Below are 13,200 nucleotides of genomic sequence, written 5' to 3' on the forward strand. Positions count from 1 at the left end.
GGCTTCAGCGTAGACCTGCGGTTACGTGACCTCATGTCGCCACACTGCGCACTTCTCCACATCTGCTGTGGATGAAACCTGCGCAAGTCTGTGGACAACTCTGCACCCGCCTTGCGGCGCAAGGCTGTCAAGTCGACTGGTGAAATTTTCGCCAGTCGCGATTACTGCGCCGTCCAGCCGCCATCGATGGCGATCGACTGCCCGGTGATGTTGCGCGCGGCATGCGACATCAGGAACGCGACCGTGCCGGCCAGTTCGTCGTACGCGATAAAGGCGCCTTTGGGCATCGGCTTGAGCATCACATCGCGGATCACGGCGTCTTCGGCAATGCCGCGCGTGCGTGCCTGGTCGGCGATCTGGCGCTCCACCAACGGCGTGCGCACATAGCTGGGGCACAACGTGTTGACGGTGATGTCGCAGTCTGCGGTTTCCAGCGCGATGACTTTCGCAAGACCGACCAGACCGTGCTTGGCCGCGACATACGCACTCTTGTACGGGCTGGCCACCAACGAATGGATGCTGCCGATATTGACGATGCGCCCGTAGCCGGCTTCACGCATACCGGGCAGGACAGCGCGGCTGAGCCGTGCGGCGCCGGTCAACATCACCTCCACCAGCAACGCCCAGCGCTGCATCGGGAAGTCTTCCAGCGCGGACACGTGCTGCAGGCCGGCGTTGTTGATCAGCACCTGCGGCGCGCGCGATGCGCTGGCCAGCGCACGCACAACGCTATCTTCATCAGTCACGTCCAGCGCCAGCGCCAGCGCTTCGGCCGAACCGCCGGCGTCGCGCAGAGTGCGCGCAGTGCGCTCGGCGGCCGCCAGGTCCATATCGCTGACGATCAGATGGTGGCCAGCGGCGGCCAGCTCGGTGGCGATGCCGGCGCCAATGCCGCTGCCTGCACCGGTGATCAGGATGCTGCGCATCGGGTGTCCTTCTCGGGAATCGTGCGCGGCCAGGGCGGCAACGCTGGCCGTCAGACTAGCCGAGTCCCGCGAAACGGTCGCCTGCATGGCGCGCGCGCGTTACCCTTTGCGCCTCGATCACCTCAGGCTGCGCATGAAACGCCATTTCTCGATGCTGCGCGATTTCCAACTCGCGGACTGGTTCACCCTGGCCAATGCCTTCTGCGGCACCGGTGCGGTGTTTGCCTCGATGCGCTTTCTGCAGGAAGGCCATCGCGGCGACCTGCTGCTGGGCATGGCGCTGATTCCGCTGGCGTTCGTCTTCGATGCGCTGGACGGGCACGTGGCGCGCTGGCGCAAGGCATCCTCGACGCTGGGGCGCGAGCTGGATTCGCTGGCCGATGTGATCTCCTTCGGCGTGGCGCCGGCGGCGCTGGGCTATGCCTGCGGCATGCGCGGCGGCTGGGACTGGTTGGTGCTGAGCTATTTCGTCTGCTGCGGCGTGAGCCGGTTGGCGCGTTACAACGTGACCGCCGAAGAGATCGCAGGCGAGGCCGACAAGGTGCCGTATTTCGAAGGCACGCCGATTCCCAGCAGCCTGCTGCTGGTGATCCTGCTCGCCATCGCCGCCAGTAGTGGGCATATCGGTCAAAGCCTGTGGTGGGGCCAGTGGCAGCTCGGGCCGTGGCAGCTGCATCCGTTGGTGCTGCTGTTTGCGGTCTCCGGCTCGCTGATGATCAGCAAGACGCTGCGTATTCCCAAACCCTGACCGGCACGCCGGGACACACGCGGTAGGATGGCTCGGTGAACAGGCACAGGAAGGGATGATGGCAAGCAGCGGTTCGGACAATGGCAACGAAGACAAGGCGCGCCAGTACTGGAACGCCTGGGGAGATGCCATGCGCCACGGCCAGTCCGGCTCCGCTGCGCCGCCGGGTGCGGTTCCAGGCATGGAGCCGGGCACGGACGCACCGCAGGACTGGCGCAAGGCGATGGACTGGTGGTCGCAGTTGTTGCCCACCCAGGCCGCACCGCAGGCGCAGGAGGCGATCGACCGTTTCCGCAATCAGGCCGGCGACTGGTTCGGCACCATGCAACAGGTGGCTGCGCAATTTGCCGGGCGCGATACCTCGGCCAACGAAGTCTCCGATGCCTGGCGACAGGCCGTGCAAGGGCAGGGCGAGCAACTGATGCAGTGGACGCTGGGCTCGTTGCGCGGCGGCAGCCCGGGCGGGTTCGACCCGTGGCTGCAGCAGGCAGCGCAAAGTCTGGAAAAGTGGCAGCAGGAAAACGCGCCCTGGCTGCAGATGCCGGCATTCGGCTTGAACCGCAATCATCAGGCGCGGCTGCAGACGCTGGCACGCGCGCAGCAGGACTATCAGGCGCAATCGCAGGCTTATGGCGAACAACTCAAGTCGGCCATCGAGCAGGCGTTCGGGCGGTTTACCTCCAAGCTGGGCGAGCATGAAAGCAGCGGCAGCCAGCTGACCAGTGCGCGCGCCTTGTTCGATCTGTGGATCGAAGCGGCTGAAGAGTCTTACGCAGATATTGCGTTGTCCGACCGGTTCCGCGAGGTGTACGGCGGCTTTGCCAACGCGCATATGCGCCTGCGCGCCGCGCTGCAGGAAGAAGTGGAGCAACTGAGCGAGCGCTTCGGCATGCCGACCCGGTCGGAGATGGATGCTGCGCATCGCCGCATTGCCGAACTGGAGCGCGCGGTGCGGCGGATGCTGCGCACTGCAGCGAGCCCGGCGAGCAAACCTACGGCAGCGCCGGCAGCAGATCCGGTGGCATCGGCCACGGCCAAGCGTGCGTCGTCGTCCAAGGCGAGCGCAGTGTCCGAAGCAGCGCATGCAGCGAGCGCCGTCAAAAAGACTGCAGCGAAAAAGACTGAAGCTAAAAAGTCTCCGGCCAAGCAAGCAACCGCTTCGAAACCGGTCTCCAGGCCAGCCACTGGCAAACCCGCCAGCAAGGCGGCCGCACGCAAGCCACGTGGAGCGCAGGCATGAAAGGCCCGTTGGGATTCAGCGCCGAAGACCTGATGCAGGAAACCCTGTCGATGCAGCGCAAGCTGCGCGAGGGGCTCAAGCTGCTGCCCGGGGTGGAAGACGTGGATTACGGCGTCACCGAGCGCGAAGAAATCTGGCGCGACGGCAAGGTGGTGCTGTATCGCTTCGTCGGCGAACAGGCGCCGGTGGCCAAGACGCCGCTGCTGATCGTCTACGCGCTGGTCAATCGCCCGTACATGGTCGACCTGCAGGCCGACCGCTCGCTGGTCAAGGGCCTGTTGAGTCATGGCCAGGATGTCTATGTGCTGGACTGGGGCTACCCGGACCGCTCCGAGCGTTACCTCACGCTCGAGGATTATCTGCTGCGCTATATCGACGGCGCGGTTAACCATTTGCGTGCGCAATCAGGTCTGGAAGCGGTCGATGTGCTCGGCATCTGCCAGGGCGGCACGTTCTCGCTGTGCTACGCCGCCTTGCAACGGCCCAAGGTACGCAACCTGATCACCATGGTCACGCCGGTGGATTTCCACACCCCCGACAACATGCTCTCAAACTGGGCGCGCATGGTCGATGTGGACCTGTTCGTCGATACGATGGGCAACGTGCCGGCGGATCTGATGAACGCCAGTTACCTGATGCTCAAGCCGTTCCGGCTGAATCTGCAGAAGTACGTCGGCTTGCTCGACATCCTCGACGACAAGCAGGCGCTGGAAGATTTCCTGCGCATGGAAAAGTGGATCTTCGATTCGCCCGACCTGGCCGGCGAAGCCTTCCGCGAGTTCGTCAAGCTGTTCTATCAGCGCAATGGGCTGGTGACGGGGCAGGTGAGCATCGGCGGGCAGGCGGTCGATCTGCAGGCCGTCGACATGCCCGTGCTGAACATCTACGCCGAACACGATCACCTGGTGCCGCCCGATGCCTCGCGCGCGCTGCGTGGCCTGGTCGGCAGCGGCGATTACAGCGAGCTGAGTTTTCGCGGCGGGCATATCGGTATCTACGTCTCCGGGCGTGCGCAGCGCGAAGTGCCGGTGGCGATCCATCGCTGGCTGCAGGAGCGTGGCGGCAACGCCTGATGCGGCGCGACGGCGTGATCCAGCCTCTGCCATCAAGCACGCCACCGTCGCCATCACCACACGCTGTCGCCGGTCTTTTTAGACTACGCGCAACGTTTGCAGGAGCCTTGCCATGTCCACCAGCACCACGCTGTCCCGTTCTCTCAACGATCGCATGATCGCCGGCGTTGTCGGCGGCATCGCGCGCCGGCTCGGCTGGAGCTCCACGTTACTGCGCGTCTTGTTCGTGATCGTGTCGATCGCTTCTGCCGCATTCCCGGGCATCCTGGTCTATCTGATCCTGTGGCTGCTGATCCCCAATCAGGCCGATTGACGCCCGCCCCGCGCGGGTGGCCCGCAGTGCAGGTGTTGGGCGCGTTGTGGACGCTGCCCAACACCGTGCTCGGCATCGTGATCGGTGCGGTGGGCAGCTGTTTCGGCGCACGCCCGCGCTGGTCCAGCCAGGAGCTGGCACTGGTCTTCCACGCCTGGCCATGGGGGCCGGGCGGGGCGATGACGCTCGGCAACGTGATCCTGTTGAAAGGTGCCTCGCTCGATCTGCAGTGCAGCACCTATGCGCATGCCGCCGGCCGCTGCCAGCATCCGCCGGTGCGTTTGGGCGATCACGAACGTGCACACGTCTATCAATACATGCTGCTCGGGCCGCTGTTCTTGCCGGTCTATGTCCTGTGCGGCGGCATCCATGTGCGCAATCCGCTGGAGCGGGCTGCCGATCACTATGCGATGCACGGCCACGGGTGGTGGCCGTGGTGGGTTCAGCCCAGTCGCGAGAACCCGAACAACTCGGACAAGGGATGAGGTCTACCTTCCAGTTGCGCGCGCAGTAGCTCGGCGCCGATCGCGCTATAGGTGATGCCGTTGCCGCCGTAGGCCATTGCGAACGACACGCGCGGCCCGTATTGAGGGTGAGTGCCGAAGAACGGCAACCCGTCCGCGGTTTCGGCGAAGGTGCCGCCCCAGGCAAACACCGGGCGCAAGCTTACATCCGGCATCGTCTGCTGGATCTTCTTCAGCAGGGTCTTCAGCTTGCGCATGACGCGCGCATCGCGACGTGCCGGGAGATCGACGTTGTCGTCTTCGCCACCGGCCACCACGCGCCCATCCGGCGTGCTGCGCAGGTACAGATACGGACGCGCGGTTTCCCACATCATGGTGTGCTTGAGCGCACCCATCTCGCTGTCATGCAAGGGATCGGTCACGAATGCGTAGCTGCTGCGATTGCGCGCCACGCGTTGCGATAGCCACTGCTGATTGCCATAACCGGCAGCCAGGATCACGTGGCGCGCGCGCAGGCTGACACCGTCCTGGGTGCGCAATGCCACGTGCTGGTCGTGAGGTTCGAGCGTGGCAATCGTGCTGCGGTCGTAGATGCGCGCACCGTACTGCTCGCACTCGGCGAACAGGCGATAGCACAGCCGGTACGGGTCGACGCTGGCGGCCAGGCGGCTGAGGATCGCGCCCTCCGAGCGTACGCCGTAGTTGTGCCACAGCGGCGCACGCTCGATCCACTCCACCGGCAAGGCATGCGCCTGGCGTGCCTCCAGCTCGCTGCGTAAATCCTTCAGGTCGCGTGCCCGGCTCGCGTAATACAGGCTGTCCTGGCGGGTGAAGTCGCAGCCGCCCAGCGTATTGCACAGGCCTTGCAAGTCGAGGATGGCCTGCGCACAGGCGCCGTAAGCGAGCGCGGCTGCTGGCATGCCGTGTTGCCTGGCCAACTCGATCATCGGTGTATCGATTTCGTATTGCAGCAAGGCGGTGCTGGCCGAGGTACTGCCCCAGCCGATCTCGCGTTGTTCGACCACCACCACGTCGTGCCCGTGCTTGAGCAGTTCGTGCGCGATCAGGGCTGCGGTGACGCCGCCACCGACGATGGCGACCTCGCAGTGGGCGTCTTGCTCCAGGCGCGGATAGGCGCGCATCAATCCGTTGCGGATCGACCAGAACGGGTAGCCACTTTTGAGGTCCATGCGGTGTCGTCAGAGAGCGGGCGGTCTGCAATTTGACGGCCAAGCGGGGTGAAGCGGTCGTGCAGATCGAGCAGACGCGGGGCCGTCACCAAACCGCAAACAGCCGGCGTTAACGTGCGTGGAAAGCTCCTCACGGCACGGTCGTTATGCTCGCGCCACTAACGTAGTCACAGTTGTTAACGAGGGTGTGGGTATGTCGATCGTTTTGTACGTCGGTGGCAGCAAAGATGGCGACAAAGGCGTTGTGCCTTATGGCTTCAGCAAGTCGCGTGCGATGACCGATGCCGGCCCGGAGGTCTATGTGGAGCGCATGGTGCCGCTGAAAGACGTCGGCAAGATCCGTGTGATGGCGCTCGAATCGCTGCACGAAAGCATTCTGGTCGAGCGCGCAGCCACCCATTACGCGCGCCGCGTCAGCTGAGCGCGTCGGCATAGGTTTACGGGTGCCCTGTCAACGGGTTCCCGCGGCGGGCCAGCACTGCGAAAATGCTTTTTTCAGTGAAGCGGTTCTTACCGCGCCGTCATGATCGATAGTCAGCTTGCCCAGCAGATCGCTCGCACCATCGCCGACGAGATCGGTGCCCAACCCGCTCAGGCGCGCGCCGCCATCGCCCTTCTCGACGAAGGCGCCAGCGTTCCGTTCATCGCCCGCTACCGCAAGGAAGTCACCGGCGGTCTGGACGACACCCAACTACGTAATCTGGAAACGCGCCTGACCTATCTGCGCGAGCTGGAAGAGCGCCGCGCAGCGATCCTGTCCAGCATCGGCGAGCAGGGCAAGCTCAGCGACGAATTGCGCGGCGAGATCGGCGCGGCCGATACCAAGTCGCGACTGGAAGATCTGTATCTGCCGTACAAGCCCAAGCGCCGTACCCGCGCGCAGATCGCGCGCGAAGCCGGCCTGGAGCCGCTGGCCGATGGGTTGCTGGCAGATCCGAGACAGGCGCCGGAAGTGGCCGCCGCGCCGTTCATCGATGCAGACAAGGGCGTTGCCGACATCAAGGCAGCGCTGGAAGGCGCGCGCGCCATCCTGATGGAGCGCTGGGGCGAAGATGCCGCCCTGGTCGGCGAGCTGCGCAGCTGGTTGAACGACAACGGCGTGATTCGCGCGCGCGTGGCCGAGGGCAAGGAAGAGGCCGGTGCCAAATACCGCGATTACTTCGATCACGTCGAATCGTTGGCAAAGATTCCTTCGCACCGCTTGCTGGCGTTGTTCCGCGCGCGTCGCGAGGAATTTCTGTATCTGGACCTGGACCCGGGCAGCGACGCCGAGGCCGGCCACCAGTATGCCGAAGGCCGGGTGGCACTCAGCGCCGGCGTGTCCAACCAGGGCCGCCCTGCCGACCGCTGGCTGCTGGACGCCTGCCGGCTGACCTGGCGCGCCAAGCTGCACATGCATCTGCTGCTGGACCTGTTCAACCAGGCGCGCGAAAAGGCCGAGGCCGAGGCGATCGCGGTGTTCGGCGACAACCTCAAGGACCTGATGCTGGCCGCGCCGGCCGGCGCACGCGTGGTGCTCGGGCTCGATCCGGGCATCCGCACTGGTTGCAAGATCGCCGTGGTCGATGCCACCGGCAAGCTGGTGGCCACCGAGACGATCTATCCGCATGAGCCCAAGCGGCAGTGGGATCAGTCGCTGCAAATCATCAAAAAGCTGTGCCTGCAGCACAACGTGGAACTGATCGCGATCGGCAACGGCACCGCCAGCCGCGAGACCGACAAGCTGGCCGGTGAAGCGATCGCGCTGTGCGGCGCGGCCAAGCTGCAGAAGGTCGTGGTCAGCGAAGCCGGTGCGTCGGTGTATTCGGCGTCCGAATTTGCGGCCAAGGAATTCCCCAACCTGGATGTCTCGCTGCGCGGCGCGGTGTCGATCGCGCGGCGTCTGCAGGATCCGTTGGCCGAGTTGGTCAAGATCGAACCCAAGGCGATCGGCGTGGGCCAGTACCAGCACGACGTGGATCAATATCGTCTGGCCAAGGCGTTGGAAGCGCGCGTGGAAGACTGCGTCAACGCGGTCGGGGTGTACGTCAACACGGCTTCGGCGGCGCTGCTGTCGCGGGTGTCGGGGCTATCGAGCACGGTGGCGGAAAACATCGTGCGCCATCGCGACGACAACGGTCCGTTCAAGCGCCGCAAGGACTTGCTCAAAGTGCCGCGCCTGGGCGACAAGACCTTCGAGCAGTGCGCCGGTTTCCTGCGCATCGCCGATGGCGACGAGCCGCTGGACGTGTCGGCGGTGCATCCGGAAGCCTATCCGGTAGTGGAGCGCATCGTCGGCAGCACCGGCAAGCCGATCAAGGCCTTGCTGGGCGATGGCAGCTTTCTGCGCGGCTTGAAGCCGGAGTTGTTCACCGACGAACAGTTCGGTGTGCCGACCGTGCGCGACATCCTCAAGGAGCTGGAAAAACCCGGCCGCGATCCGCGCCCCGAGTTCAAGGCGGCGCAGTTTGCCGAAGGCATCGAGGACATCAAGCATCTCAAGCCCGGCATGGTGCTCGAAGGGGTGGTCAGCAACGTGGCCGCGTTCGGCGCCTTCGTCGATATCGGCGTACACCAGGATGGGTTGGTACATATCTCTGCGCTGTCGGACACCTTCGTCAAGGATCCGCGCGATGTGGTCAAGGCCGGCGACATCGTCAAGGTCAAGGTGCTGGAGGTGGACGTGGCGCGCAAGCGCATCGCGCTGACCTGCCGCCTGTCCGACACGCCGCCGCCGACCGATGCAGCAGCCCAATCGCGCGATCAGCGCGGCAATGGCGGCCCAGGGCAGGGGCGGCGCGATGGTGGTGGTGGGCGAGGCCCAGGGCAGGGCAACAACAAACCGCGCACCACTGCACCGCCGGCCGACAACGCGCTGGCAGCCGCGTTTGCACGCGCCAAGCGCACTTGAGGGATGTTGGCAGGTTGCTGTCTTGGGGGCGTTGTACCTTGCGGATGGATCAACTGTGCGGATAGATCAGTTGTAGAGCCGCTGATCTGCAGCTTGGCTGCAGGGCCCTTGCCCGCCCACCATTGCGGGACACGCCGCAAGTACGTCCATGTAGGCTCTTCTGCGGCATCCATGCCGCATAAGGTCCCGCAACGGTGGGCGGGCAAGGACCAGTCGGGATGGTCGGTGTTTCCGGTTGCGAGCAAGGGCATGACGGTTTAACTCGCTAGCTTTCATCTAGTTCTGCGAACTGCACAAGCAAGCCAACGCAACCCGCGAGATGGCGCGATTTTTAAACCAGCTACCGACTAACTTTCTGGTGCGGTGTCCTTACCGCTTGCGGGACCATTTGGCGGCATGGATGCCGCTACTGAGCCTACATGGACGTACTTGCGGCGTGTCCCGCGAGCGGTAAGGGCACCGCGCACTCGACTCACTGGCTTCTGATTTACTAGCTTTTGACCTATCTCAGTAACGCACTAGCCGAGCAGCGCACGAAGCGGTTGAGCATCGTCAATGTCGGTCTAAAGTGTGCGCCCGATGGTAAACAAGGTCGTTTTAGTCAGCCGCTCCCAGTGATATCAAACCTCGTCCAGTAGCGCGCGCTTCGGCATTATCAAACGTTCGATCAGATCGACCAGACCGGGCGGCTCCACCGGCTTGCCCATATGCGCGTCGAACCCGGCGATGACGGCGCGGTCGCGATCTTCTTCGCGCACATAGGCAGTCAGCGCGATCGCGGGAATATGCTGCGGCAGGTCGGCGCAGCCGGAGCGCACCGTGCGAATGAGATCGTAGCCATCGCGTCCCGGCATCGCGATGTCGCTGACCAGTATGTCGAATTGCCCTTGTGCCAGGCACTGTTCGGCGGCGTCCACCGAGCCGGCCGCATGCACCTGCGCGCCCGCGTGCATCAGGAACTGCATCACCGCCTCGCGTGAATCCTGGTCGTCGTCGACCAGTAGCAAGCGCACGCCCTCCAATCGTCCATGACAATCGGCCGGCAACGGGCCGACCTGCTTGGTTTCTGTCGAGGCCGGACGTAGATCGCTGACGCCGTGCTGGAATGGCAGCACGATGGTGAACATCGATCCCTTGCCTTCGCCTTCGCTGGACGCGCCCAGACTGCCGCCATGCAGATCCACCAGCTGGCGCGAGATCGACAAGCCCAAGCCCAACCCACCGACACGACGCGTGGTGCCTGCATCGGCCTGCCGAAAACGGTCGAACACGTGCGGCAGGAAGTCGGCCGCAATGCCCATGACGCTGTCCTGCACGCATAGCCGCAGTCGCTCGTCTTCGATGTCCAATGCCACCCGCACCGTGCCGCCGGGGGCGGTGAACTTGAGCGCGTTGCTGAGCAGGTTGGTGAGCACCTGCTGCAGGCGTCCGGCATCGCCGAAGAACCACAATTCGCCCTGCGTGGGCGCATCCAGCTCCAAGCTGATCTCGCGTGCGAATGCGGCCGGCTGCATCAATTCCACCGTGCTGCGCGCCAGCCCGGCGATGTCGAAATGCTCCGGTTGCAGGCGGATCTTGCCGGACAGGATCGCGCTCATGTCCAGCAGGTCGTCGATGATCTGCGTTTGCGCGCGCGCGCTGCGCTCGATGATGACCATGCCCTTGCCCAGATTGGCCGGCTCGAAGATGTCCGACTGCATCAGCCGCGACCAGCCCAGGATGGCGTTGAGCGGCGTGCGCAATTCGTGGCTGAGCGTGGCCAGGAACTCGTCCTTGACCCGGCTGGCATGTTCGGCCTGGCCGCGCGCGCTGGTTTCTGCTTGCAGCGACAGCTTGAGCTTGGCATCCACGCGCGTACGTTCGATGACGATGCCGGCCAGATGCGATGCAGAGCGCGCCATCGCCTGTTCGCGCAGCGAGGGCAGGTGAGTGCGGTCGTAATAGATGTTGAGCGTGCCCAGCACCTGACCATTGCTGTCCAGGATCGGCGTCACGCAACAAGCCACGATGCCCAGTGCCGACGAGACGGCGTGATGGTCGCTGAAGCTGGGGTCTGCCTGGATGTCCTCGCAGATCACTTGCCGGCCAAGATAGGCCGAGCGCGCGCAGGGCGGCCCGCTCAGCCCGATCGGCGATGCCTCGAACGGCCCGCGGTACTCGATTGGAAAATGCGGCGCCGAACCGAAGCTCAGTGTCTTTCGTACTTCATCCAGCACCATCACCGCGCAATACAAGGGGATTTCGCCACGCGCTTCCACGCTCAAGGCGATGGCGTCCAGCACCACCTGCAGTGGCGCGCCGGTGGTGATCAGACTCAGGATGGCGCGGTCCGAGGCAGTGGCATCTTCGATGTGCTTGCGTTCGGAGATGTCGGTGAGCGAGCCGATGTGGCCCAGAAAACGTCCATCGCTGGCGAAGTGCGGCGAGGCGTTATCGATGCACCAGCGGTATTGTCCGTCATGGCGACGCACGCGGTATTCGGCCAGAAATTCACCGCGCTGCTGCAGCGATTGTTCGAACGCATCCCGCACGCGCGTGGCATCGTCCGGATGCATCACATCCCACCAGCCCTGATCCATGGCCTGGTCTTCGGCCTGCCCGGTGAAGTCGTACCAGCGCGGATTCCAGTACACGCAGTCGCCTTGCGCGTCGGACATCCAGATCATTGCCGGCACGGTCTCGCACAAGGCGCGGAAGCGCGTCTCGCTTTCGCGCAATTGCTGCTCGAACGCGCGCCGGTCGTGGATGTCGGTATAGGTACCGATCCATTCGCTGATGCTGCCATCGTCGCCGCGCACCGGCAGCGCACGCGCTAGATGCCAGCGCGTCTGGCCGTCGTGCAGCCGCAGTTCGCATTCGACCTCGTAAGCGCGCTCGCCACGCAATGCCTGCGTCCACGCCTGTGCGGACAGTTGCAGGCCGTCGGCGGTATGCGCTTGTTGCCAGGCAGCCGCGTCGCTGTCTGCGGGATTCAGCCCGGTGTACTCGTACCAACGTTGGTTGAAGTAGTGCGGATGCCCATCCGCTGCGGCAATGAAAATGATCTGCGGCAGCGTGTCTGCCAGGCGCCGCAGACGTGCTTCGCTGGCAGCCAGTTGCTGCTGCGTCTTGGCCCGTTGCATGGATTCCCAGCAGCGTGCCGCGACCAGGCGGACCAGTTCGATCTCGGTCGACAACCAGCGTCGCGGTGCGCGCTGATGCACGCCGATCGCCGCGACCAGGCGGCCGTGTTTGTGCAACGGAATGGCCAGCGATGCGCGCAGGCCGGAGCGGCGATATTGCTCTGCCACATAGTCAGGTGCACCGGGCGCGGTGGCATCGGTGGTGAACCACGGGCGATTTTCCAGCAAGGCATCGCGCAGTCCTTGCGCCACTTCCAATGGGAAATCGCCTTGCAGGCTCGGCATGTCCTGCACGTGGTCGCTGATCACGTGCATGGTCTTGCCGTCCGCACCCGCCAGACCGAACGCACAGCGATTGGCCTGCAGATGTTCGCCGAGCAAACGCACGCTGGTGTCGATGATCTGACGTGGATCTGAGACGTGCTGCAGCGCGTCCTCGAGCATCAACAGAAAGCTGTCGCGACTCTCGCCGCGGCGTTGTTGGGTGACGTCGAATCCGTGCACCAGAATCGCATCGATACAGCCTTCGCTATCGCGCATCGGATGATAGAGAAAATCCACAAAGGTTTCATCCAGCGCACTGCCGGGCGTGCGCTGCAGGTAGGCGGTCATCGATTCGCCAATGAAGGGCTGGCCACTGCGACGCACTTCATCGAGCAGACCCAGATAACCCTGGTCGACGATTTCCGGCATCGCTTCGACCAACGGACGACCAATCAGCAGCCGCTCGCCAACCAGTTCGTGGAAGCGTTGATTGACGCTTTCGATGATGTAGTCGGGTCCGCGCAGCACTGCCATGAAGGCGGGCGATTGATCGAGTGCCGTGGACACGGCAAGCGGCTCGGGGTCGCTGCCGGCAGCGCGGATGTTGGCGGCTGGTGTGCCGGCAACATATAACGTACCCACGCGTTCGCCGGCATCCAATACCGGGCTGCACGACCATGCCGCCAGATGAAATGCAGGCGTCGCTTCGACATGCGCGCCGTTGGAAGCGCGCGCGCTGGTCGGTGTTGCAAGCGTCAGTGTTGCAAGCGGTTGTCCGAATGCCGCCGGATGCCGCTCACCCAGTAACGCAATGCAGGCATCGTTGTAGATGCAGTGCGATGCGTCGCCCCAGACCAGCAGCATCGGAAGCTGCGCGTGCAGACACACCGACAAGGTGGTGCGCAATGCCGCACTGTTGCGCAACAACGTGTCGGTAGCGCACGTGGAGGCATGCAACAACACGGCAGTT

General features: G+C 64.2%; 9 protein-coding genes and 1 pseudogene. 7 read left to right on the forward strand and 3 right to left on the reverse strand.

Annotation, left to right across the window (positions count from 1 at the left end; translation table 11 throughout):
- Positions 1-161 precede the first annotated feature (161 nt).
- Positions 162-926 (reverse strand): 3-hydroxybutyrate dehydrogenase, encoded by a 765-nt coding sequence (locus tag XcyCFBP4188_RS14275; protein ID WP_043909136.1) that lies wholly within the window; start codon positions 924-926, stop codon positions 162-164.
- An 85-nt stretch (positions 927-1,011) separates the two neighbouring features.
- Here XcyCFBP4188_RS14275 and XcyCFBP4188_RS14280 point away from each other — a divergent pair, with 85 nt between their 5' ends.
- The 5 genes from XcyCFBP4188_RS14280 to XcyCFBP4188_RS14300 all read left to right on the forward strand — a co-directional run bounded on the left by XcyCFBP4188_RS14280 (position 1,012) and on the right by XcyCFBP4188_RS14300 (position 4,785).
- On the forward strand, positions 1,012-1,674 hold the full coding sequence (locus XcyCFBP4188_RS14280) for a CDP-alcohol phosphatidyltransferase family protein (RefSeq protein ID WP_006450929.1): 663 nt from the start codon (positions 1,012-1,014) through the stop codon (positions 1,672-1,674).
- A 55-nt stretch (positions 1,675-1,729) separates the two neighbouring features.
- Complete coding sequence (gene phaE / locus XcyCFBP4188_RS14285) at positions 1,730-2,914, forward strand: class III poly(R)-hydroxyalkanoic acid synthase subunit PhaE (protein WP_006450930.1); 1,185 nt, start codon at positions 1,730-1,732, stop codon at positions 2,912-2,914.
- On the forward strand, positions 2,911-3,987 hold the full coding sequence (locus XcyCFBP4188_RS14290; RefSeq protein ID WP_006450931.1) for a class III poly(R)-hydroxyalkanoic acid synthase subunit PhaC: 1,077 nt from the start codon (positions 2,911-2,913) through the stop codon (positions 3,985-3,987). The genes phaE and XcyCFBP4188_RS14290 overlap by 4 nt, the downstream gene beginning before the upstream one ends.
- Before the next feature lie 112 nt (positions 3,988-4,099).
- On the forward strand, positions 4,100-4,300 hold the full coding sequence (locus tag XcyCFBP4188_RS14295; protein ID WP_006450932.1) for a PspC domain-containing protein: 201 nt from the start codon (positions 4,100-4,102) through the stop codon (positions 4,298-4,300).
- Positions 4,297-4,785: a hypothetical protein gene (locus XcyCFBP4188_RS14300; protein ID WP_043909142.1), complete on the forward strand. Its 489-nt coding sequence runs from the start codon at positions 4,297-4,299 to the stop codon at positions 4,783-4,785. Before XcyCFBP4188_RS14295 ends, XcyCFBP4188_RS14300 begins: the two co-directional genes overlap by 4 nt.
- Here the strand turns inward: XcyCFBP4188_RS14300 and XcyCFBP4188_RS14305 are convergent.
- A complete protein-coding gene (locus tag XcyCFBP4188_RS14305) occupies positions 4,743-5,954 on the reverse strand; it encodes an NAD(P)/FAD-dependent oxidoreductase (RefSeq protein ID WP_006450934.1) in 1,212 nt (403 codons plus the stop codon). The two genes, XcyCFBP4188_RS14300 and XcyCFBP4188_RS14305, sit on opposite strands and share 43 nt — an antisense overlap.
- A gap of 193 nt (positions 5,955-6,147) precedes the next feature.
- Between XcyCFBP4188_RS14305 and XcyCFBP4188_RS14310 the strand changes: the two genes are divergently transcribed.
- On the forward strand, positions 6,148-6,375 hold the full coding sequence (locus tag XcyCFBP4188_RS14310; protein WP_006450935.1) for a hypothetical protein: 228 nt from the start codon (positions 6,148-6,150) through the stop codon (positions 6,373-6,375).
- Between the two features lie 102 nt (positions 6,376-6,477).
- Positions 6,478-8,844, forward strand: coding sequence for a Tex family protein (locus tag XcyCFBP4188_RS14315; protein WP_104592346.1), 2,367 nt, complete (start codon positions 6,478-6,480; stop codon positions 8,842-8,844).
- A 620-nt stretch (positions 8,845-9,464) separates the two neighbouring features.
- On the opposite strand, the pseudogene XcyCFBP4188_RS14325 reads toward XcyCFBP4188_RS14315, so the two are convergent.
- Positions 9,465-12,920 (reverse strand): annotated as a pseudogene (locus XcyCFBP4188_RS14325) (PAS domain S-box protein); the annotation flags it as partial.
- Positions 12,921-13,200 lie beyond the last annotated feature (280 nt).

The sequence above is a fragment of the Xanthomonas hortorum pv. cynarae genome, from assembly GCF_002939985.1.
Classification (GTDB): domain Bacteria; phylum Pseudomonadota; class Gammaproteobacteria; order Xanthomonadales; family Xanthomonadaceae; genus Xanthomonas; species Xanthomonas hortorum_D.